19 protein-coding genes and 1 riboswitch are annotated in these 23,440 nt (G+C 41.1%); of the genes, 7 read left to right on the top strand and 12 right to left on the bottom strand.

Annotated elements, in window-relative coordinates:
- Window positions 1–21: 21 nt before the first annotated feature.
- The 4 genes from BUB11_RS16545 to BUB11_RS16530 form a co-directional block, all read right to left on the bottom strand.
- Complete coding sequence (locus BUB11_RS16545) at window positions 22–564, bottom strand: glutathione peroxidase (RefSeq protein ID WP_073030858.1); 543 nt, start codon at window positions 562–564, stop codon at window positions 22–24.
- A gap of 95 nt (window positions 565–659) precedes the next feature.
- The gene (gene mnmM / locus BUB11_RS16540; RefSeq protein WP_073030857.1) at window positions 660–1,238 is read right to left on the bottom strand and encodes a tRNA 5-(aminomethyl)-2-thiouridylate-methyltransferase MnmM; all 579 of its coding nucleotides are present in this window, start codon (window positions 1,236–1,238) and stop codon (window positions 660–662) included.
- Window positions 1,239–1,546: 308 nt separating this feature from the next.
- Window positions 1,547–2,398, bottom strand: a complete 852-nt coding sequence (locus BUB11_RS16535) for a DMT family transporter (protein WP_073030856.1) — start codon at window positions 2,396–2,398, stop codon at window positions 1,547–1,549.
- Between the two features lie 11 nt (window positions 2,399–2,409).
- Window positions 2,410–2,964: a gamma carbonic anhydrase family protein gene (locus tag BUB11_RS16530; RefSeq protein ID WP_073030855.1), complete on the bottom strand. Its 555-nt coding sequence runs from the start codon at window positions 2,962–2,964 to the stop codon at window positions 2,410–2,412.
- A gap of 233 nt (window positions 2,965–3,197) precedes the next feature.
- Between BUB11_RS16530 and BUB11_RS16525 the strand changes: the two genes are divergently transcribed.
- Genes BUB11_RS16525 through BUB11_RS16515 form a run of 3 tightly spaced genes read left to right on the top strand, consistent with a single transcriptional unit; the run spans window position 3,198 to window position 6,206 of the window.
- Window positions 3,198–3,854, top strand: coding sequence for a response regulator transcription factor (locus BUB11_RS16525; protein WP_073030854.1), 657 nt, complete (start codon window positions 3,198–3,200; stop codon window positions 3,852–3,854).
- Window positions 3,851–5,296 (top strand): sensor histidine kinase, encoded by a 1,446-nt coding sequence (locus BUB11_RS16520; protein ID WP_073030853.1) that lies wholly within the window; start codon window positions 3,851–3,853, stop codon window positions 5,294–5,296. Before BUB11_RS16525 ends, BUB11_RS16520 begins: the two co-directional genes overlap by 4 nt.
- Before the next feature lie 49 nt (window positions 5,297–5,345).
- Window positions 5,346–6,206: a hypothetical protein gene (locus BUB11_RS16515; RefSeq protein ID WP_073030852.1), complete on the top strand. Its 861-nt coding sequence runs from the start codon at window positions 5,346–5,348 to the stop codon at window positions 6,204–6,206.
- A 555-nt stretch (window positions 6,207–6,761) separates the two neighbouring features.
- Here BUB11_RS16515 and BUB11_RS16510 read toward each other — a convergent pair.
- The 8 genes from BUB11_RS16510 to BUB11_RS16475 form a co-directional block, all read right to left on the bottom strand.
- Window positions 6,762–8,597, bottom strand: a complete 1,836-nt coding sequence (locus tag BUB11_RS16510) for an acyl-CoA dehydrogenase family protein (RefSeq protein ID WP_073030851.1) — start codon at window positions 8,595–8,597, stop codon at window positions 6,762–6,764.
- 48 nt (window positions 8,598–8,645) lie between these two features.
- The gene (locus BUB11_RS16505; protein WP_073030850.1) at window positions 8,646–9,875 is read right to left on the bottom strand and encodes a thiolase family protein; all 1,230 of its coding nucleotides are present in this window, start codon (window positions 9,873–9,875) and stop codon (window positions 8,646–8,648) included.
- Window positions 9,876–9,932: 57 nt separating this feature from the next.
- Entirely contained in the window at window positions 9,933–11,276 is a 1,344-nt protein-coding gene (locus BUB11_RS16500) for an acetyl-CoA hydrolase/transferase family protein (protein ID WP_073030849.1), read from the bottom strand.
- A gap of 292 nt (window positions 11,277–11,568) precedes the next feature.
- Window positions 11,569–13,395 (bottom strand): sigma-54-dependent Fis family transcriptional regulator, encoded by a 1,827-nt coding sequence (locus BUB11_RS16495; RefSeq protein ID WP_242947575.1) that lies wholly within the window; start codon window positions 13,393–13,395, stop codon window positions 11,569–11,571.
- Window positions 13,396–13,765: 370 nt separating this feature from the next.
- On the bottom strand, window positions 13,766–15,079 hold the full coding sequence (locus tag BUB11_RS16490; RefSeq protein WP_073030848.1) for a DUF4179 domain-containing protein: 1,314 nt from the start codon (window positions 15,077–15,079) through the stop codon (window positions 13,766–13,768).
- Entirely contained in the window at window positions 15,079–15,579 is a 501-nt protein-coding gene (locus BUB11_RS16485) for an RNA polymerase sigma factor (protein WP_073030886.1), read from the bottom strand. The genes BUB11_RS16490 and BUB11_RS16485 overlap by 1 nt, the downstream gene beginning before the upstream one ends.
- A gap of 403 nt (window positions 15,580–15,982) precedes the next feature.
- Window positions 15,983–18,229 carry a molybdopterin-containing oxidoreductase family protein gene (locus BUB11_RS16480; RefSeq protein WP_073030847.1) on the bottom strand — a complete coding sequence of 749 codons (2,247 nt, stop codon included), beginning with the start codon at window positions 18,227–18,229 and terminating at the stop codon, window positions 15,983–15,985.
- A gap of 189 nt (window positions 18,230–18,418) precedes the next feature.
- Entirely contained in the window at window positions 18,419–19,063 is a 645-nt protein-coding gene (locus BUB11_RS16475) for a winged helix-turn-helix transcriptional regulator (RefSeq protein ID WP_073030846.1), read from the bottom strand.
- A gap of 372 nt (window positions 19,064–19,435) precedes the next feature.
- Here BUB11_RS16475 and BUB11_RS16470 point away from each other — a divergent pair, with 372 nt between their 5' ends.
- The 4 genes from BUB11_RS16470 to BUB11_RS16455 all read left to right on the top strand — a co-directional run bounded on the left by BUB11_RS16470 (window position 19,436) and on the right by BUB11_RS16455 (window position 23,395).
- Complete coding sequence (locus BUB11_RS16470) at window positions 19,436–19,690, top strand: hypothetical protein (RefSeq protein WP_242947573.1); 255 nt, start codon at window positions 19,436–19,438, stop codon at window positions 19,688–19,690.
- Between the two features lie 142 nt (window positions 19,691–19,832).
- On the top strand, window positions 19,833–20,525 hold the full coding sequence (locus BUB11_RS16465; protein ID WP_143187636.1) for a hypothetical protein: 693 nt from the start codon (window positions 19,833–19,835) through the stop codon (window positions 20,523–20,525).
- Window positions 20,526–20,931: 406 nt separating this feature from the next.
- Complete coding sequence (locus BUB11_RS16460; RefSeq protein ID WP_073030845.1) at window positions 20,932–21,651, top strand: lysophospholipid acyltransferase family protein; 720 nt, start codon at window positions 20,932–20,934, stop codon at window positions 21,649–21,651.
- A 124-nt stretch (window positions 21,652–21,775) separates the two neighbouring features.
- Window positions 21,776–21,913, top strand: a riboswitch (cyclic di-AMP (ydaO/yuaA leader).
- Between the two features lie 3 nt (window positions 21,914–21,916).
- Window positions 21,917–23,395 carry a C40 family peptidase gene (locus tag BUB11_RS16455; protein WP_084110336.1) on the top strand — a complete coding sequence of 493 codons (1,479 nt, stop codon included), beginning with the start codon at window positions 21,917–21,919 and terminating at the stop codon, window positions 23,393–23,395.
- The last annotated feature ends 45 nt before the right edge of the window (window positions 23,396–23,440 follow it).

Genomic DNA, 23,440 nt, shown 5'->3' with positions numbered 1-23,440 from the left:
TCTTTTGAGTTCCCGTTCAATTTACAAGCACTCCTCAATGGAAGTGGTCATGCTTTCTGGGGATATGGTGGGCTCAAAACGGCCTGCGATTTTTCCGTCCTTGCCGATGAGGAATTTAGTAAAGTTCCATTTTACAGAGCTATCGGAGAACTGCTTTCCATATTTCTGTTTCATCATAAGTTCAAACGCCTTGTTTTTAAGGCCTTTTCCAAAGCCGTCAAAGGTTGTGTGTTCAGAAAGATACTGAAAGATCGGATCTGCATTTTCATCCCGTACATTTATCTTAGCAGACAGTGGGAACGTAACTCCGTATCTTATCTTACAGAACTCCTGAACTTCACTATTTGTCCCTGGTTCCTGCTCAGAAAACTGGTTACATGGGAAACCAATTACCACCAACCCCTGATCTTGATAGGTTTTGTAAAGCTTCTCCAATCCCTCATATTGTGGCGTAAAGCCGCATTTACTGGCGGTGTTGACGAGCAACATCACCTTTCCTTTATAATCAGAAAGAGAGACGGTCTTTCCTTCAATAGATTGAAACGAATAATCATAAATTGACATGTTCATCACCTTATCCTTATTTGTATTTTATACAATCTTATTGTACGCAATGCAATATTATATTGCAAGGAGAAATTTAATTTCTACTTCTCTTCTTAGGCTTTGAAAACTTTTTCAATACAAATAAGTCCCGGTGGATTATTAATCTGATTTGTGAAGCAAATTTTGGCTACATTATACTCTTTTTGGTTTAATGTTGCTGTAAAGTCCTCCAAAGCCCTTAGTTCCATTTTACCATTCTCATGTCCCGAATATACAACTAATAAAATTATACCGTTAGGTTTGAGCAACCTTAAACATTTCTGTAGAGCTTCAATGGTTGTCTCCTTTTTCGTAGTAACCTCATGATTTCCCTTTGGAAGATATCCTAAATTAAATATTACTAATTGAACAACACCTTCCTTAACATATTTATCAATATTTTCGTGACCAGTAAGTATGATTTCAGCTCTTTCAAGAAACTTCAATTCTTTTAGTCTCTTCCCAGTATTAACTGCAGCCTCTTCTTGGATATCAAAAGCATAGACTTTCCCCTCTTCTCCAACTAGATTGCATAAAAATGCAGTATCATTTCCATTTCCCATGGTACAATCCACCGCTATATCCCCGTTACCTAATTTCGATTTGCATATTCCCTTTGCTATCTCGATAGCATTTTTAAAAATATTCTTCATACTTCTAGTTTCTTCTCCTTATTTTTATCGAGAGACCATACAATACAATCCATTCTAACGAAATTATCCTAAAGAATGAGATCTGAAAGAGGGCATTTGGGCTTCCATATTATGAACTCTCGATTTTAGCCTTTATTATTTGTCTGTCTATTATTATATTCCATATATCGCAAACTAATAGTACAACTATTGCTTTTCAACTCATCCCCTTCAGTTTTTCAGTGGTTGTCTTTGTTCATTTCATCTTCATTATCTTCATAACTTGTCTGGATAGGTCAATTTGCTAATAAACTATTATGCTATAAAAATTAGTTCGTTTTAGTGGTCGAGTAAAAAACTGCACTTAGAATAATAAGGCCTCCCAGGACTTCTCGGATCGTTGGTATTTCTCTCAATATCAACGTAGTGAAAATAATGCCATAGACCGGTTCAAGGCAGGAAATAACACCTGCTGTTTGTGTCTTAATGGTCTTTAATCCATTAATAAAGAGTGAATGAGAAATTCCAGTAAACACTACCCCCAAAAGAAGGAGTAATAAAATCTCTATCGAGCTAAAAACCGGGTGTTGTATGACAAAAAAAGGAATTAAAATAATTGTAGCCGTAACTTGTTCATAGAAAGCAATGACAAGGCTTGAATAGTCTTTGACAAATTTTCTGTTGAGCATTGATAAGACTGCATAGGTAAGTCCGGAGAGCATTCCCCACATAACCCCTTGGGTCAAGTTATTCCCCAAGTCGAACCTTGGAATCACAAGCATAACTCCTAAGAATGTCACTATCGCAATCGTTAGATTAGATAGTTTAAGTTTCTCATGAAAAAAAAGCGGTTCCAAAAATGTAACAAACACCGGAAATGTGGAAAACGTTAACAAGCCGATAGATACTGTTGAAACTTGAATCGACGTAAAAAACGTACTCCAATGAAAGGCTAAAACAGCGCCCATGAGGACCAAATAGATGTAGTGCTTTTGCTCTTTTAGCTTTATATCTTTTTTAAGATAAAGGATTACTCCCCCTAAAAAAATGCTGGAAAAAAAGACTCTGCCGAGCACTATGATTACCGATGAAAAGGGCAGTAATTTCGCAAATAGTCCTGACAAACCAAATAGAAGGACCGCGAGATGGATTTCTGCTAGATTTCGATTGTTAGCTTTCATATTTGTATCACTTAAAAGAACCCATTCCTCTCTTCACCCAAGTACTTTATTTCTTTTAATCCTTTAATGCAACGAGACGGCAATCCAATATAGAAAGAGGTTCCTTGTTCCAAATGTTCCTTCATTGCCTCCGAGACATCCCCAATTATTTTGGCAGGCACCCCTACCAATAGTTTGCGGGGTGGAATCAGTTTGTTTTCCGGAATTACAGCTCCTGCTCCGATGCAACAACCATCTCCTATTTCAGTTCCATCCATGATTATTGATGCCATTCCTACAAAAACATGTTCCCCCAAGGTGGTGGAATGCAGAATCGCTCCATGCCCTATGTGACTCTGAGGGCCTAGTTGTGCAGATAGCCCAACCCCAACGTGAATGACGCAGTTCTCCTGAATGTTCGATTCACGCCCGATTGTAATCTTACCCCAGTCCCCGCGGATACGTGCTCCCGCCCCTACATAACAACCCTCTTCCAAAGTGACATCGCCAATAATAGTTGCCTCAGGATGAATAAAACATCCTTTTCCAATAACTGGTTTATTTCCTTCAAATTCGTATATACCCAAGCAAGTTCCTCCTTTCGATTATTGATCTGACCAAGAATTTTAATAACTTGGCTTAACTCTCCACGAGTCTCCCTCATCACCCAATCCTCTTCTTTATTTCTATAAATATATTATTACATACAGCGCACTCTTTCAGGGAATTTTAACCAAAGTTTATATTCACCAAAGCGAATTTACAACTCTATTACATTTCTAGTTTTCTGGATATGTTAAAATTGAGCTGAGGTGGTTTTATGGCGCATATTCTCATAGTTGAAGATGAAAAATCTATAAATGATCTCATTGCCATGAATCTTGAGTTGGTCGGTCATACCAGCGAACAAGCATATGAAGGCAATGAGGCGCTCGAATTCTTAAAGCATAATACTTATTCACTGATTATCATGGACATTATGCTTCCTGGCCAAGATGGTTTTACTCTGATGAAGCATGTTCCCGAAAACATCCCTGTAATTTTTCTCACAGCTATGGGCAATTTGTCTGATAAAGTAAAAGGACTTAATCTAGGTGCTGACGATTATATCGTTAAACCCTTTGAAACAATTGAGCTGTTGGCACGTATTGAAGCCGTGCTTCGCCGTACAAATCGGTCTTCAAAGATTTTTTCTCTTGACAGTACCGTAGTAAATCTGGAAAGCAGAGTGGTTACAGTAAACGACAGTGAAATCGAACTTACGCTTCGGGAATATGAATTACTAGAGATACTCATTAATAATATAAATATTGCTTTGTCCCGTGAAAAACTCCTTAAACTGGCTTGGGAGTATGATTATTTTGGAGAGACAAGAACGGTGGATGTACATATTCAAAAGCTGCGTAAAAAACTCAACTGGGAAAACAGAATTAAAACTGTCTATAAAATAGGGTACCGCCTAGAGGTGGATCAATGAAATTTTGGCAAAAAGCTTTTATTGGAATCTTAATCGTTTTCATTATATCCATCAACATCTGCCTCTACCTCACGTCTAGCTATAGCTTCTCTCTCAATATGAAGCGGGATTCGGACCGAACATTAGGGGAATATCACTTTATCATGAATGGTGTTTTGGAAACTATGGACAGCATTTACTATCGTGAACCAGCTTCACTGACTCCCTCTGCTATTCAAAACATAATGCGTTCATATGCTGGCTACTATGGAAAGCAAAATGTATTCCTTGAGCTTAAGGATTCAAAGAAGGTTCTTTTTTCTAATATTCCTCCTACTGTCACCTCCGAAATAGATGTTGGGAGCCTTACGAAAGATTCCTATAAAACCAAGGTGCTTTCAGCTAACGGAATAAATTACTTATATATCGTTGGAAAATTAGGCGGGCCGTACGAAGATCATACTCTTATCTATGTTCGGGACCTTTCTGAACTATACAATAACCACTCCCAGCTCACCCGCTATCTGATTTCGGTGAGTGCCTTGGTAGAAACAATGTTAGCATTAGTATTACTGCTGCTGTTGAGGAAGCTTACTAAGCCTATCAGGATTATGCAAAAGGCTACACATAAAATAGCAGGCGGTGTATATGATGAGCGAATTAGAATGCCGGGCAAAGATGAGTTCCATGACCTGGCAGAAAACTTCAATCTGATGGCAAACAGCATACAAGAGAAGATTACAGAGCTCGACAAGAATGCCCACGATAAACAGCGCCTCGTAGATAATTTAGCACACGAATTGAGAACGCCACTGACAGCTATTTACGGATATGCAGAGTATTTGCAGAACACTAATTCTAGTGAACAGAATCGCATCAAGGCAGCCAGATATATCCTAACTGAAACTGACAGGATGAAGAACTTGGCCTTTAAATTGCTAGATTTGGCACTTGTAAGAAACAATACGTTAGATTTTCAGCCCATAATCCCGTTAGAATTGCTTCAACAGGTAAAATCAGTGTTAGCAATAAAATTAGAAGAAGAAAATGTTCAATTAGATATCAGCTCCTCATTGAATCAAATAACAGGAGATTTTATCCTTTTACAGTCGCTGCTGGTAAACCTTGTAGACAATGCTGTGAAGGCATCTCCCAAGGCATCTTCCATCCAGCTATCCGCTTATTTCGATACTGTGCCAATCCTTGAAGTTAAGGATTCTGGCTGCGGTATGGAAGATGAACAGACCGCTTTGATCTGCGAACCTTTTTATCGTGTGGACAAAGCACGTTCACGAGGCTCCGGTGGCATAGGACTTGGACTGTCACTCTGCCGTGAGATTGCACATTTGCACGAGGCTAGACTAAGAATCCGATCTTCTCCAGGAAAAGGAACTACAGTGCAAGTTATTTTTACAACTTCCTTACAACCTTCTGAAAACTCCCTGATGCATAAGGATATATAATCTGGTTGTAGCGCTACAATAATAAATGATTTAAGAGGGAGATAATATCATGAAAAAACTTAAAGAAATAGCAGCTAAGACTTGGGTAATTGGTGCTGGAGCCTTATTAATCTTAGGCAGCAGCTCTGCAATGGCTTTTGCCCTTGATCCTAACGTTCCAGAAAGTTCTTCAGCATATGTCGTCGCGACTAACACTCAAGAGACTACTAATAATTTTTCTTTAGAAACTGGAGTTACTGCGGAGTATTCAGTAATCGACCTATCTAAGGGGTCACCCGAGCGAGATAAACTAATTAGAGACAAGTTAAGCCTGACAGAAGATATCACACCTGAGCAGATCGAGGAAAAATTCAAGGACATAATTTCCAACTCTATTCCAGGCGCTAAGGATATTTCAGCTGAACAAGCTGCCGCTTACGCCGCAGACATACTTAAGACGGCCTATAATGTTGACTTTACAAGCTACACTGCTCATGCAAGCTTTTCGAAAAACCCAATGCCAAACTCAGACAACTGGACAGTAATATTCCACGCTCCCAACGAAGACAATACTACACAAAGGTATATTGCCAGTGTGGACTCTGTGAACGGATCCATGCTTGATGCAAGTTCCTTCAACCTTTCTTATTTAGTAGATAACAGTAAAAATCCAGAAGATCCCGAGTGGAAAAATAAGGCTGAAGAAGATATCGCCAGATTAATGCCGGAAGAGGTCTCCATAACCAGCAGTAAAGTGATTTATGCAACCCCCGAAACTGGCGTCATGGTTGTTAGTGAATTATCCGACGGCTCTGCGTGTGCAGTTCGCTTAACAGGTGAAAACAAAGAAGCAGCCACCTATATATTCTTTCCCAATGGATATGATGGAAGTTTAGATCTTAAACCAATAACAGAGAACGCAGTAGGATAATGTAAGGTGGGACGTGTTGTTTAAAATAGAACTTTTAAACAACACGTCCCACGTTTCTATAGCACCGCGAGATGACTCTTCACATCTGTTCCACAAAAAAGGGACGGTCTCAAAACGCAAACCAAAAGTTCGTAGATTTTGCCCTTTCTATTGTTTATAATGAATATGGGTGATTTTTGTGAAATCTTTTATCAGGACGATGATTTTCGGAACCATATGGGTGTATTTGTATGTGATTCTTGCCCAATACTTCACTTTATTAAAGGGAAAATACAATCAACAGATAGTTTTTATCATATGTATATTTGCGCCAGTAATAATAGTCAAATTTGTTTATTTAATTTTTAAGAAGTTGTGCTTGAAATAAGACATGGGAACTCATAATGGGTAAATATTGAAACATTGATTTTGGGAATATTTTTGATAACTAATTTAAGTTTTGTTAGTTATAATCCGATTACTAAATTATTTTTCCGTGCAAAGCAAAAGGGAGCATCGCTTACTACTTCAAAAATAGTTCGCGACACTCCCTGTTTTAATTTGCTCTCTTATCTTCTAGTATTCGAAAACATCTACCGGAACATCAAGAGCTGAAGTATCCCCATCAATGACTATCTCCGCAACTGCCCATACATTGGGAACAACATTGCACAGGTAGTACTTGGCGGCGGCTACTTTGCCGGTGTAGAACTTATAATCAAAGTGCTCTACTCCCACTTCTTTAGCTTTCTTATCCGCCAATACCGCTTGATCAAGAATCTGCCGGCCACAAAAGAGCTGGGCACTGGCGGTAAGGATTCGTCGGGAATAGAGAGGAATCATGCTCATATTGGTTTTGGTGTATCCGTTCAAGGCCTTAAGCATAGCTTGATAAGCATCAAGTGCCTTGCCCAGGTTAGAAAATTCCTTGCTTAAAGCTTCATTGCCTTTATTAGCTTCATGGAAATCTACCATTTCTTGTACCCAAGCCCCAAAGACAGCGCCGCCCTTCATGTTCATCTTACGGCCAATCAGATCCATGGACTGGATATAGTTGGTTCCTTCCCAGATGGAATAAATCTTCATGTCGCGAGCTATTTGGGATAGGGGATACTCTTCACAGTAGCCATACCCCCCATAGGATTGGATAGCTTCTCCAATGAGCCACCATCCTTCATCAGAAGGATAGGCCTTGCAAAGCGGGGTGGCTATATCGATCAGGTCGTTGGCGGCTTGCCTTACTGCCGGATCAGGATCGCGATGCCTCTGGTCAAAAGCCAGATAAACCCTGTACATCATGGCCCGCATGGCTTCAATATGTGCTTTGCCCATCATCAGAGTGCGCTTAATATCCTCATGGTTAATAATGGACACCCGACCAGCTTTGGGATTTGTCAGCAAGCGGCCCTGAACTCTTTCTTTAGCATTATCTCGGGCATTCGCAAAGGCGTTGATAATACAAGACAGCGCCATATGACCTGTTTCCATCCGGGCCATGTTCATCATTTGAAACATCTGGGCCATACCTTCGCCCTTGCCCTCGTTATCACGTGGGTCTTTACCCAGCAGCCAGCCTCGACAATTATCGTTTTCCCCAGCCGATAAAGCGGCCGTGACCGAACCATGCTGGCCCATTTTATGCTCTATCCCAGTGTTTAGAAAATCATTGTCTTCCAAACTGCCATCCTCGTTAACCCATAACTTAGGAACTACGAACAGAGAAATTCCGCTGGTACCGGGTTTAGCACCTTCTATACGAGCTAAATAGAGGTGGATGATATTTTCCGTAAAATCATTGTTGCCACCAGTTATAAAGATCTTATTGCCTTTGATCTTAAAGATCCGCGGATCGTCAGTCGGATAGGCTTTAGAAAGAATATCCCCTACATCGGACCCTGCTCCGGGCTCAGTCAGACACATAGTTCCAGCCCAAGTTCCATTCATCATATTAGGAAGGAACTTAGCTTTTAATTCGTCATTGCCAAAGCTTTGAATTAAACCGGCTGCCCCACTGGTCAGCAGAACATAGGGCATAAAGGTGGGATTAGCTGCACAAATAAGCTCCCAAACGGCGGCATTCAGCATTTCCGGTAATACCATGGCATCGGGGGAATTATCTATATTGCTGGTACCCCAGCCCTCTTCCTGCAACTTGTGGAAAAGTGGTCCTAAGCTAGGCGGGGTAGTTACCTCACCATCAGCAAAGGTAGCAGGATGAGTCTCATTTTCGCCATTGGTCGGCTCAATTACTGCCTTGCACATTTTTAAAACAGGATCTAAGACTGATTTAATGTCATCCTTGGAATAATAATCTGCAAACTGCGGGTAATTAAAAACCCCCTCAGTTGGAAGCCATTCTTGGATAATAAATTCAAAATCTCTAATATTATTAACTGCAAAATTAGACGCCATGTTTACATTCCCTCCAGCACAAATTTTTTCACCAATTTCTTACAACATCTATATCTCTCGAGTCCACAGAGAAGCCATAGCTGCTCCGCCACCTACGCAAAGGGAAGCGCCGCCAACTGTTTTCCCAAGTCTCTCCAGTTCATAATAAAGGCTTACAATGATGCGCAGTCCGGTAGCCCCAACCGGATGTCCTAATCCAATTCCAGAACCATTCGTGTTAATGTTGCCATCCTGCTCGAACGTACCTATGTTGAAAGTGATGCCTGCTTCATCTTTTATCTTCTTGCCAACACCAATCACTTGGGCTGCAAAGGCTTCGTTGATTTCCCAGTAATCAACGTCTTCATACTTTATTCCAGCTTCTTTCAAACATTTGGGTATAGCAACAGCGGGACCTAAGCCCATAACACTAGCTTCTACCCCTTCATCACAGATATTTATAAGTTTCATTAGAGGTTTGATTCCCAGTTCCTCAGCCTTTTCCTTAGTCATCAAAACGACAGCCGCCGCTGCGTCATTTAGACCAGAAGCGTTGCCAGCAGTTACAACACCGTCTTTTTTAAATGCAGGTTTCAGCTTGGCCATACTTTCGAAGCTTGCACCTCGAATAGAATGTTCGTCCTGCTTGAACAGGTATTCTTTTTTTCCCTTTTTGACTGGAACAGGAACAATCTCTCTGACAAAACGACCTTCGTCAATAGCCCTTATTGCCCTCTGATGGCTAAGAAGAGCTAGCTCGTCACATTCTTTTCTGGTAATTCCATACTGTTCAGCGATATTTTCAGCAGTTCCTCCCATATGGGAACCGGCTAGTTGGCATACCAATCCATCTGCAAGCATGGCGTCCTGAAGTTTGACGTCGCCCATTCTTGCACCCCATCTGGATGTCGTAGAGATGTAAGGGATATTACTCATACTTTCAGTGCCAGTTACTAGAGCTATTTCGTATTTGCCTAGTTGCAGTTTCATAGCAGCGATTTCCACGGCTCTCATTGCAGATGCACAGTTCTGGTTGACCATACAGGCACTTGATTTAGGATCCATACCAATCTCCATAGCCACAATACGGGGAGGACATGAGCCATTACCATGACCTAAGCACATTCCGGCCACGATTTCATCCACCTGTTTCGGATCAATTCCCGCACGTTTTATAGCCTCAGTAGCAACAAGCTTGGTCAATTCATTGGCAGGCACTGGTTGAAGTGACCCTCCATAAGAACCAATAGGTGTTCTGCAAGCGCTAACCATCACAACTTCATTAAGTTGCATTACCATAATTTAAAACCCCTTTAATATTAATTAGCCCTCCCCAAATTCAGGAGATCTACAGCCTTAGGATATCTTGTTAGATTTTACCCATATCTTATTGGCATCCGCTTCCTTAATCAGTTCATCACGCAGATCCGGATGAGCAATATTTATTAAGGCTTCGGCTCTTTGCCACGTACTCTTTCCCTTCAGCATCGCTATACCGTATTCTGTAACTACATAATAATTAATACTCCTAGGAACGGTAACAATCGACCCTGGACTTATAGTAGGCGTAATGCGGGATTGCATCTTGCCCTCACTGTCAACGAAGGTCGAGGTAAGACAGATCAAACCCTTACCGCCTTTAGATTTATAAGACCCATAAATATAGTCTAACTGGCCGCCGGTTCCAGAAATCTGCCGTGTACCTGATGATTCCGATGCCACCTGACCATAAAGATCTACTTCTATCGCATTGTTAATGCAGATCATATTGTCATTCCGGCATATTATGTCAGGTTCATTCGTGTAATCCACCGGGTAACTTGCACAAACCGGATTGTTATTCAAAAAATCATAGAGTTTGTTGGTTCCCATGGCAAAGGTATAGACCATCTTACCTTTGTCAAGCTGTTTGCGCAGACCCGTAATTCTTCCGGCTTCGTACATATCCACAAAGGAATCGACCAGCATTTCTGTGTGAACACCTAGGTCTTTTAAGTCCGATTGGGCGATCATTGCGCCTACTGCATTGGGCATAGCCCCAATTCCTAACTGTAAGCAGGCACCGTCTTCGATTTGTTCCAGAATAATTTTGGCGATTATCTTATCCACATCTGAGATTGGGGTTTCAGGAAGCTGAATAAGAGGTCTATTGTCACCCTGAACAAAATAGTTGATTTCGGATACATGTAAGGTCTCCCTGGAGCCACCTAAACATCGGGGTACGGACTCGTTTACTTCAGCAATCACGATTTTAGCAGCATCACAGAAGGCATGTGTTATAGAATTCGATGTGCCCAAGTTTACATAGCCATGTTGGTCAGGAGGAGTAACCTTGATCAAGGCTACATCAACCGGTACCCAACTTCGGTCAAAAAAACTGGGACCTTCATGATAGGTCAGTGGAATATAGTTGCACAAATTCTTATCATGCAGTTTTCTGCTGGCTCCACTAAAATGCCAGTCATTATAAATAAAATGTTTCCTTTCCAGGTCATTGACAGTAGTTTGCGGTATAAACGGACAGGTAACTGTTCTAATGTTCACCCCTTCTAACTCATCACACCTCTTGGCCAAAGCGGCATCCAAAACATGTGAAGCCATCATGAATTCACCATAATGAACAACATCCCCTGATTTCACGACCTTGACCGCTTCGTCAGCAGTGATGAATTTGCGCTCGTACTCCTTTTTATAATCCAAATCGACCCCTCCCTTATTATTTATTCTCAGAAGATTTTGGCCCAGCAGCCCCCTCTGTTAATTCACTCAATATGCAAGAATAGATCCAAATTTCTGACTTTTTTTAATAATTATTTAACGAACCAAAAAAGGGCATGGAAAAACCCTGCCCCTAAGCAAATCATCTAATGAGATTATTTAGAACCATCTTAAAACAATGCCGCATTGACACATTTTCGCGTCTCCTATTTGAGACAATATGCTCCTAAAAAAGACGCCTTGTCTCGATTAAGCAACCCGACGATCATTCAGATTACAACTCCCCAGACAAAACCTCACCACCAAGCCCATGCTTCGTAAGTTTCTTATACAGAACAGATCTGTGAATCCCCAAGATTTTTGCAGCTTGCGCCTTATTGCCCTTGGCACACTTCAAAGCATCAACCAACAACTCTTTTTCAGCAAAATTTCTGCCTTCCTCGAATCTGCTATGTTCTCCGCTCTGAATATCATTCACGCTCATTTTGGCCTGCAGTATTCGAGCCGGTAAATGTTCAGGTAAAATAATCGGCTCGTCAACCATGTTCATCGTTCGTTCCAAAACGCTCTCCAGTTCTCGGACGTTGCCTGGCCATGCATAGTTTTGTAATATTTGCATGGCTTCTTGAGAAATGCCTTCCACATCTGTCTCTAATTTTTGGTTTAATTTAGTCACCATGTAATTTGCCAGTAATCTAATGTCCCCAGACCTTTCCCGTAAGCAAGGTAACTCAAGAACCATAACATTTAACCGATAGAAAAGGTCGTCCCGAAACGTCCCTTCCTGCAACATTTTTTCTAATTTGCGGTTTGTAGCTGTAATAATACGCACATCGATTTTGAAAGGTTGCGTTCCGCCTATCCTTTCAATTTCACGTTCCTGAATGACACGTAAAAGCTTGGCCTGCATTGTTAGGCTCATATCCCCAATCTCGTCCAAGAAGATAGTACCATGGTTCGCCAGTTCAAACTTACCGGGTTTACCATCTTTGCTTGCTCCGGTGAAGGCCCCTTCAACATAACCAAACAGCTCAGATTCCAAGAGCTGTTCCGGAATCGCGGCACAGTTAACCTTAATAAATGGTCCATGGCGCCGCACGCTGTAATTATGAATAGCATGAGCGAACAACTCTTTTCCCGTTCCACTCTCCCCCGTTAACAGAACGGTTGAGGTTGTACGAGCCGCACGTTGAGCTAAGCGTATGGTTGCTGTAATTTTAAATCCTTCTCCGATAATATCATCAAAAGTATAAGTAGCGCTGTGAATTTTGCGCAACTCTTCTTTATAAAACTTCAGATCATCTTCCAATTGGGCCAGTTTCCGGGCGAAGACATGAGCTAGGCCCATATCCTTAAAGAGGGTCTTGCCAAGTGCGCCAATTGTCTTGCCATCTTTTTTAATGGGTGCCCGGATAATCATAAAATCCCGGTCTCCAACTTTCCAGTAGTCTACAAATTGAGCCTTCCCCGTACGCACAATGTTTGGAAGTTCTGAATGTGGAGTTAGTTCGCAAATATGTCGACCCAGAGCTTCTTCCCTAGTTACCCCAAGGACCTCCAAATAGAAATTATTAATCATAGTCACATGGCTATTTTCGTCGACGACAACCATACCTTCATACGGATTTTCTATAACCGCTTCCAATGTAGCTGTTAGCTTTTTAGATTTGTTAAGCTCTTGTTCTAAACTCTCCAACTTGCTTGCCTGGTAATCAAACAACGGCCAAAGCTTAAGTACTCCGATCATCCGTCCCGTCTCATCAGTAACCGGGACTTCGTTCACTTTTAGTTTTAAAAAAAGGGTGATCGCCTCTTGAACTGAACTACTCGAGGGCAAGCACATCGGAACCTTACACACAAGCTCCCCTGCTAATTTTTGCATATTCCTACGAGCCCCGACCTTTAGCATAGTAGGCTGATCTAGAAGACCCACCAAAAATCCGTCTCTGTTTACGACATAAACACAGTCTAACGATTGGCCAAATTCTTCATAGACTTCATAAATATTTCGATCTTCAGAAACCTTTGGGAAATCAAGTGTAATCATGCAGTCCACTGTATCTATCCCAGACCCAATGATCATATCCGAGAAAACACCCACCTCGCATCCCCCTTTTCCATCCTTGGATTGAAATAAATCTGGCAACTATCATAGAAGAGTCATTAATACTTCGACGCTCGTTTTATAGTTCCTTTTCATCCAGGGAACGGCTAAACATTAAATAATTTGTCAGCATCGAATTAATACATTAAACATTAGACCCTATTGATTATATCATTTCATTGAGGGCAGTTGTTATAAAACAAGCTGTTCGCCCAGACTTTCCTCAGCCTGGGTGGGCTGTACGAGAGCCAATTTCTTATTCAGTATATAGTTAAAGTCCATCCCTTTTTAATTTAAAAACAAGAAGCTAGAACATCCAAACATCTGTCTGAATGCCCTAGCTCTTACTTATTATCTTAGCCATTATTTAATTAATCGGAATCTCCAGCATTTCATCATAGCTTTTTGAATAAGTCATTCTTTGGACGTCCAGATCCAACTCATCCCCCGCACCCAAGAAACGCAGCGTTCGTGTATGAATAATGGTACCATCCTGTAGTTTATCATAATTGTCCAGAATGGTTTCTTCTAGGGGAACCTTCTGTCCATCAATCATCAAATATACTCGACTTAAGATAAGGCTCTCTTCACTACTAATGGTTATACGCGTCTCTCCCTGGGAAGTTTTAATTTGATCTATCTCTACTATTTGCCCTAGAATATTTAACTTCTGATTCTCGCTATCGTTAGTTCTCCCCAATTTAAACTGTCGATTCACATCGTGATCTGCTCCAAACTTCACCAATTCTAGTTGGAGTTGCTCTAAATCTGAGGGTAAAGGATCATAATCACTGTGAAAAGTAATCCCTTTCATGTCTGTACTCATCCCACCCCCTTGTACGGGAACTTCTTTTCCATTGGCAATAAGCTTTAGCGTTAGGTCTGTCGGTCGAAGTCTTTCTCCACTGAGCTGTTCTATAGCTAATTCTAAAATGTTTTGAATAGAACCATTGATTACTGTTTTTGTAGGGGATGCAAGAATTGATTCAATTTTTATATGGGCTTGATCAACTTTAATCGTCTCATTGAGAGTCTCTTTTAGTGTATGTCCCATAGCAGTATTCCTGTTTAAAGTAAAGCTGATCTCAGCAGGCGTTTGTGTTCCCTTCAGTATTTGCGAAAATCTTAAGGTTAAGCTTTTTTCAAAAGGATTTGGAGGCTCAAAGCTGGCGAGATATTTTATTTCTGTTTTATCTTCATTAAGAATACCTTGGGAATTCTGATGGTCATATTCTCCCCAAAAGGCTTTTAAGGACATTAAAGATGAGATGTCATTTTCTTCGACGTGCCCTGATGGATCTTTTACGGTATAGAACAATAAAAGTTGGTTTTCATCTAACATTACGTAATCAACTGTTAATGAGACTCCATTGTCAAATAGAAAGCTTTTTCCTACGGGTTGTCCTTTACCGAGTTCACTTAATTCTTTCAAAGAAGCATTCATGACCTGATCATACCCTAGGAGTTGTTTACTATAAAAAGCAATTACATCATAATTAAACGATAGTAATAGAGTAACCACCATAACCATGGCCGCGGCATAAACTTTAGCTCTGTTTCTTAGTCTAAATTGTTTGTCTTTATTTAAGGCAGTACGCAGTCGCCCCTCCAATTCTTCGGGGACTTCAATTTGATCAATTTTACACTTTTCTGCTTTAAGAATATCCTCTATATTGTTCATCAGTTACTCACTCCCATGCTCTGTTTTAATTTTAGAAGCCCAGTGTGAATTCGTGATTTGACAGTTCCTATTGGGATTTTTAAGATAGCAGCAATTGATTCATAATCCATATCAAGGTAATACCTTAATTTTAGAACTTCCAAGTGTTTTTGATTGAGCTTTTTCATGTGTTTTTCAATATCTAGTTGTTCGTCCTTTACTTGAAAGACATCTTCGTGAGAGCCTACCGGAATATTGCTGATCAATATGACCCTATTCTTTCTCCTTAAGTTATTTTTACAACAATTAACTAGGATTGTTTTACTCCAACTATAAAAAGCAGTATCATCGTGAAGCTTCTTAATATTTTCATACACTTTAAGAATCATATCTTCCATGACGTCTAATGCGTCATCTTGGTTCTTCATAAAGGTATAGGCGAGGCGATAATAATCCTGTTTTTGCCTCATGATGAGTTCTATAATTACCTCTTTATCCCCCATTTTTGCTCGTTTTATCATCTGGGTAAACTCATTTTCCAAAGCTTTCACCTCACTTCTATACCTATGAGTTCTATCTTACCTAATAAGTTCATTTTACGGGTGAAATATTTTCAAATATTCACTGGTATGTACTGCAATTCAAATCCTTAAATTGAAAAGAGCACCCATTAATTGAGTGCCCTTCATAATCCTATCCCTCATACCCTTGCTTTAAAGTCTTTATATCCATTTTCTTCATCTGGAGCATTGCTTTGATAACTCTTCCCGATTTTTCGGGATCGGGGTCGCTTACCATCTCGGTCATTAGTGCTTACCCTCTGCCCGAAGTCCTATGTCATTCTTATCTTAGCCATTTATAAGATTACTCATTCTTTCCAGGTCGCACATCTCCCTAACCATCGGCCATCTTGAATTGTGTTTCTTAAGAATCGATAACCGCTTCCACCTGACAGCGCACATAGCGATGTAAAGGTGTACCTGCAATGCGATCGCGATTAGTATTTTTGGTCAATCGATTGACCCCCACTCCGTATATCTCTCCGTTAAATTCCAACCCAAAACCGTGCGGAATGATCACCATTCCGGGGCGAGTGTCCGTGGTGGTTTCCAGTTCGATGTTCACCGTCCCTGCTTCAGTGGTAACCTTCACGATTTGTTGGTCATTTAGGCCCAGCCGTTCGGCATCCTCCGGATTCATAGCCACGGTACAAGCTCTTCGCCCACGGTTCCACTCAGGATTCCGCATTAAGGTATTGGCATTCTCATCCATGTGCCGTCCTGCCAAAAGAACAAAGGGGTACTTACCTTCAGACTGAAGTTGTTCTTCTTCATACTCTGGGGTTATGCCCGTAACCCATTCTTCGACTTCTGGTATATATAAGTTGATGCGATTATCATCCGTTTTTAGGTTGGCAAAGTTGTTGTCTGGGTCCACCTTACCGATCCATAAACCTTCCGGATGATCAAGGATTGCTTGAAAGATGTCATCACCCATAGTGAGACCGAGTTTGAAGCCAGCCCGAACTGCATTTTCCTTAAAACTCTGAGGGACAGTTTGAAGCAGAGCCCACATCCAGGCTAAGTTAACTGATCCCATTTCTTTGCCTAGAGTTTTAGCCACCACAAATGGCATTATTGCCGCTGCCTTCGGTTCCGATTTCATATAGGCATATAATGCCTGACCATATTCTATTCGGGATTTTTTAGCAGCAGAATAAAGTGATTCTGGGATTGCCGGAATAAAGCCTAGTATATCGGCCAAACGAGTAAAGATCTCACTCCCTTCCAGGAGTTCCCCCTCTGGTTTCACGATGGGCTGACGCATTTGGCAATATATTTCGGGATAATTGAGCTGGAAGTAAGTAGTATCCCATCTCTCATAAAGCGAGTGATCTGGCAATACGTAATCTGACATCTTAGCTGTTTCCGTCATGGCAATATCAATAGTAACCAATAGATCTAGCTTGGAGAAGGCTTGTTCATAGGCCGTCGTGTCAGCAAAAGAGCGCACAGGGTTACTGGAAGAAATAAGTACCGCCCGCAGCCGTTCGGGGTGGTTATTGTCAATTTCTTCTGGCATTGCGTTAGGTGGATACATACCTAGAATTGTAGGGAAACCGGTCGACATAGTTTTCCAGTGCTTGGGATTTCGATCATCCGTATGTGGTCCCATGGTCATTAAATAACCTGGAACAACATTACCTCCTGGAACAAAAAGGCGTCCACAAATGGCGAGCAGTATAATTTCTAAATAAGTCGTCACTGAACTATGCCTGCCCATAAGTACCCCCAGGTCAGCATGAAGGGATGATTTTCGCGTGGCAAAAAGTCGCGCAACTTCTTTGACTTGATCATAGTCCAGTTCACATACTCTGCAGGCTTCCCTGGCTTCAAAATCCTTAAACCAAGGATGGATCTGCTCAAACTGACTGACATGCAGGTCAATATATGATTGATTTTGCCACCCTTCCTGTAAGATGATGGCGATCAACGCACGAGTTAGGAGGGCATCTGTACCTGGACGCAAAGCCAGATGAATATCTGCTTTTTTTGCAGTCTCTGAAGGACGGGGATCTATGACTACTAACAGTTTTCCTGGGTCTTTGGACATCTTATCAAGGTACCTTCTGGCCTGAGGCATCTGATGGCTCATCCAACCGTTCCAACCAATGGCTAAAAGGAGATCCGTCTGATCGTGATCGAAAATCGTAAAATTATATTGCCTGCCTATTGTTCGACCATAGCCCCAGTATAAACCGGTAAGTTCGCCAGCCAAGGCATTATAGTAGTATTTCGAGCCCAAAGAACGTAAAAGACGAAGTCCGAAAACGGCTTCAGAATGACCGCCCAAGCCTCCCAGACCCATAAAGGCCAAGGAACGTGGCCCATGCTCATCTACGATAGACCTGAGTTTCTCCGCGATCTCAGCGAGTGCCTGATCCCAAGAAATAGGTACAAAATCGTTCCCCACTTTTTTCAACGGGTGAGTAAGACGATCACTGTGATGCTGGTAATAAGCGATATTGAGCCCCTTTCGGCAAGCATATCCCTGGCTGCGGGGATTATCTTTGTCAGGTTTGACCTTAACAATTTGGTTATTCTCCACCAACGCCTCGAGACCGCAATTTTGGGCACAAAGCACGCAACTGGTCTTTTTCCATTCGCTCAAAATTTCCCCTCCTCTTCATCCTAGATTTTTTCTATTCACTCCTTCTTACCTCTCCTCTCAGGAATTTCTAAATCAAATAGAAGGGCTTGAGCCAATAAAAATACTGCGAATAGCTACCTGGAAAATCAAAACTTATTAGCCTTCTACTTCGATTCCAATACCGTTTTCTAAGCTGTTAGTAAAGTGATTTTAATCGACGAAAGACTGCAGAAACTGCTTTACACCTTCGGATGAGCCATCGAGTTGCATAGATTGCACGTACTGATTTCTCTCACTCCGTTTAACGGCCAAAAATGTCGCCCACGCTTCGGGAGATACCGTCACTCGGACGTCCGGATCTGCTTTCTCTCCTTTACTTGTTGACCATCGATCACCATCAAAGGATAAGACATGGGTTCCCCCATGCGTGAAACACATCAACCATGTTGTGGGTTGAGGCAACTTACGGCCTCGTTTATTGAGAGAATCTGTAAGGACATCCATCGCTAGATCAGGACGAACCACTTCGCCTGGCAATGGTGGCCGCATTGCATGTTTCAGGCCCCACTCCTTCATCGCCTCCACCACAGGACGCAGGTCTTGACCTGCACGCGTTAGCCTGTACCAGACCTCGCGATGGCCCGGCTGTTCCTCTCGTTCGACAATTCCAGTCTCCTCAAGTTGCCGGAGTGCAAGCGTAAGTCCCTTAGGCGTGACGTTGCTCGAGTACTGCAATAGGTCACTAAACCGTTGGGGTCTAGTGAGCAAATCTCGAATGATAGTAAAAGACCATTTGCCACCAATTACCTCTAATGAAAAAGCCACAGGACAATAATGGTTGTACTTTCGTGTCATTGTGAATTACCTTCCTGAAAGTAAGTATACTAATTATAGTATCTTTATTATACTAATAATAATTTTCTTGACGCCAGCTGTCAAGTCTTCGCGATTAATTTACTTGCCAACGTTGCCCTAGAGGCCCTCCATGAATCTCTGCACTTCTAAAAAAGTGCTCTTATAGCAACTATATCGCACAAAGTTCGTTATATTGGAATATTATGTAAATATATCGTGAAAGGAGACGTTGATATTGCCAGAATATTCCTTGTGGGTCATCCAAAGTTATTGGGTTATTTGGTTAGTCGGATCTTTCATCGTCTCGATCATCTTGGGGGGCGTCGTATTCCGAAATTATGCAACAATTAATCGATAAGAAGGAAAATGATCATGAATATTACCTTCAATCTACGATGTAATCAACAAAACCAGCTAAATGACAAGAAAGCTATGCCAAGCCATATACAGGGCAACTTGCCTCAATCTTCAAATCCAAACACCAAGTTCTGGGGTATTTGGCTACCAGTCCCCACCGTCTTGGCCATCGTAAATTCACTTTTTTGGACTTGGCTTATTTTAAACACAGTTGGCTATACGGTGGAACCAATTGAAAAAGCCGGAGAAAGAATCATCGAACAGTTTTAGGGACGGAGTGAAGCGATTGCATTCCCAATTTAAAATAAGCAACGTCTTACAAGACTATCTAAATAAATACTTTTATAAGCATCCCATCCTTTTTAAGTCACTGCAATTGGAGCGCAGAGCTTTCGAGAAGCATTACTCCACAGTGCTTAAAAAAATACGAATACTCTTTGCTGATAAGCTAAACCCTTTCAACCTATGTCCTCATTCCATCTATTTTTGGTTCTTAATTCAACCTTACAACGCCATTGGCATTTCAATTTTAGGTCTTAGAGAAGTCGGCGTTCATTGGCGGCAACAGATAGATCCTAACGAGACCGTTTACCTTATGTTCCAAATAATAGATTTAAGACCCCCATTTCCTCTTACTTTATTGCTAATGTTTTCTGCATTTGGTCTTGCCATTACTGATGGGGCTAACAGATTGGTTCAGGCAGCTCAATTGGAATTAGCGAATGAGCTAAATAATCTAAAAGAAACCATTTACGGTTATTCTAGTTTACTTGTTGACCAACAGGAAGAAGTGATCGAGACAACCAAAGAGCAAGAACCTCAAGACTTACTTTATTCTCGTGATCCATTCACGTTAACTCCCAGAATATCAATTTATTATCCTATTCTTGGCAGACGTACGTCCTTGGGTCTTCTAAATCTTGATTTAAGACACGTAGAAATCAGCCTTAAGCAAGCTCTCGAGCCCAACGAAACCCTTCATAGCATAATAAGATTTTTGGATCTTTACTCACCCTTTCCACTACAGTTGGCAGTATTGTTGCTTTCAGTGGGTCTTTTTATTACTGGTCAGATTTATATTTATGGAGAAACGACACGCGAATAGGTGATAATCGAAGCGAATCAAACAATAAAGTGCGTAATAATAAATATCTACAGATTGGAGGTTTGTTTTATGCCATTATGGTACTTGTATGCACATGGTACACTCTTATGGGCGCAGCCCTTTGCTTACTTTGCTCCTATATTGTCACTGGCTGCCTTTATTTTTATTGTTTATATTATTACTTCACTCAAGCAAGTGGTGGATAACAGAAACCAACACCTATTATGGTAATGGATTCAAAGACTTCCTTAACTAACACATATATAAATTTATCAATAACCTATCCGGCGTCCGGAACTTATACGGACAGCTTATGAAATAGTTACTAAGGAATTTTATGTTTATATTTCCTGTAGATCTTAGTATTTGGTATAATATCCTAAAAACAAGGATGAGGAGTACATTTATGTTTCGAACAATTCTATGGTTTACATATTTTTGGATACACCTCATGGCCATTCAACCAACACTATTAAAAGTTAACCTATTAGAAAAAATGGGAAAAACCGTTGAACATGACCAGCTCGCAAACCAAACGGCAAAGAAATGGGCTCATTCTCTCGTTAAGCTTGCAGGAGTCACTGTTACCATCAGTGGGGAGGAGAACATCCCTACTGATGGCTCAGTTCTTTTCGTCAGCAATCACCAGGGGAATTTTGACATCCCTATTCTCCTCGGTTATATTGATAAGCCAAAGGCCTTTATTGCAAAAGTCGAGCTTCTAAAATTACCCCTAATTCGAACCTGGATGACTCATTTGAAGTGTGTTTTTATGGACCGTTCAGATATTCGACAATCTCTTAAAGTTATAAACCAGGCTGCAGAACATCTTAAAGAAGGATATTCTATGGTCATTTTCCCTGAAGGCACTCGCAGCAAAGGTGAAACTTTAGGCGAATTTAAACCTGGGAGCTTGAAGTTAGCGTTTAAGGCTGGTGTTCCCATTGTTCCGATTAGGATACGCGGTTCGTATAAGATAATGGAACAAAACGGCTTTAAAATTAAGCCAGCCCATGTAGAGATAACTATTTTTGACCCCATCCCAACTGCCAAACTAACCAAGGAGCAAGCCGCGGAATTGCCGGAAAGGGTCAGGAAAATCATCGATGGAGGCCTCTCTCAATAAAATCTTGTACTAAGTTGATCTAAAATTAGGTTCCTAATAAGTCTTGGAATGCCAATTACCATTTATTTCTACGATTAATTTTAGAGGAAATCTCCGTATCATGTCGAATATATTATGTCGACGCAAAAAACAAAGGCTGAATCTAGGATACCTAGAGCGGGGGATCTTTTTTTATGGGGTGAAACGCATACCAATATGCGTAGGGCTTACACCTTGTGCCCGAATCCGTCAACTAACCTCGTAAGCTGAGAAAGGTGAAAGAAATATGCATTTGTCTCCAGTCATATTACGGTTAAAAGGTTCGATACATACTAGAATCAAACATTTCAATTGGACTCAGAAAAAAACGTTGCTCAAACGATTTTTCAACAGTACCTTACAAAAAGTCTCATGGAAATCACCGCGCGTCATTGGTGGTTTATCTATTGTGGTTATCCTCACTGGCGGTCTCACCTATTATCTTTCGACAACGACTGCCGCTGCTGCGGTTATGATTAACGGCCAACAAATTGGGTTAGTTAAAAATGTTGATGCCGGTAAAAACCTCGTCGAAACAATTCTAAAACAACAAGGTGAGCCATTTGGAGTGGTTGCCAAAACTCATGACCAAATCACCTATGAAACCCTCAGAGTTAATCCCGCAGTCTATTTCGAATCTTCTTTAAACGAAGAGACATTAGAAGCTAAATTAGGGTTTTATCTTGAAGGTTATAGGTTAGAAGCAGACGGTTCAGTTGTCGCCTATCTGCCTAGTAAAGAGGATTCCGATAAACTTCTTGAAGAGTATGAAGACTATTATGTCAAACCCAGTGAGGAAAATAAGGTAACTTCCGTTAGTTTTGCCGAACAGGTTAGTGTTGAAGCAACAGAAGTCCAACCAGATCAAATGAAACCACTTGAACAAGCTTTCAAAGAGTTGATTGACGGCAAAGTAACTACAAAGGATTATACTGTACAACCAAACGATTCTTGGTGGCTAATTGCCCGCAAAAACGATATGTTAACAGATGAAGTATTAGCTGGTAATCCGGGAACGAGCAAGGATACGAAATTGCAGCCCGGCCAAATTATTAAACTAGTTTCTACAACTCCCTATCTTACCGTTGTAAGTGAAGGAACGTTTACAGGTCCAGAAGCTATTCCCTATGATGTCGAAACAAAGAAAGACAATAGTCTAAAGGTTGGACAAACAAAAGTAATTGAGCAAGGCAGTAATGGCTCAAAAACAGTAACCTATTCTTATGTTCAAAAAAATGGCATCGACGTTACCAAGCAGGTAGTAGATGAAAAAGTAACACAAAATCCAGTCAATCGCGTCATTGCTCAGGGCCCCAGTAAGCAACCAGTCATGGTAGCTTCTACCTTGTCTCGCGGAAGCGGCGGTTCTTCAAATATCGTAGACCGGGCACTTAGCTTGCAAGGTACCCCTTATGTTTTTGGCGGAACGACAAAAAGTGGTTTTGACTGTTCAGGTTTTACAAAGTATGTCTTATCAAGTTCTGGTATATCTCTTCCTCGAACCTCTTATGCACAATTCGCTTCCGGAACTCCAGTTAGCAAAAATGACCTTCGTGCAGGTGATTTAGTATTCTTTTCAACCTATGCTAAAGGTGCCTCTCATGTAGGTATTTATATCGGTGGAGGACGTTTTGTTCACGCCAGCAATCCCCAAAGCGATGTTAAAACATCCAGTCTTAGTGACAGCTTCTACTCCTCTCGTTATCTTGGTGCTCGCAGGTATTAATAGAGATGAAAATAACTTTTCAAGAGTAACAACGCATGTTGTTGC

It is taken from the genome of Desulfosporosinus lacus DSM 15449 (genome assembly GCF_900129935.1).
GTDB classification, from domain to species: Bacteria; Bacillota; Desulfitobacteriia; order Desulfitobacteriales; family Desulfitobacteriaceae; genus Desulfosporosinus; species Desulfosporosinus lacus.
Note: the sequence above shows the minus strand (reverse complement) of the source record. Positions and strands in the feature narration are given on the sequence as shown.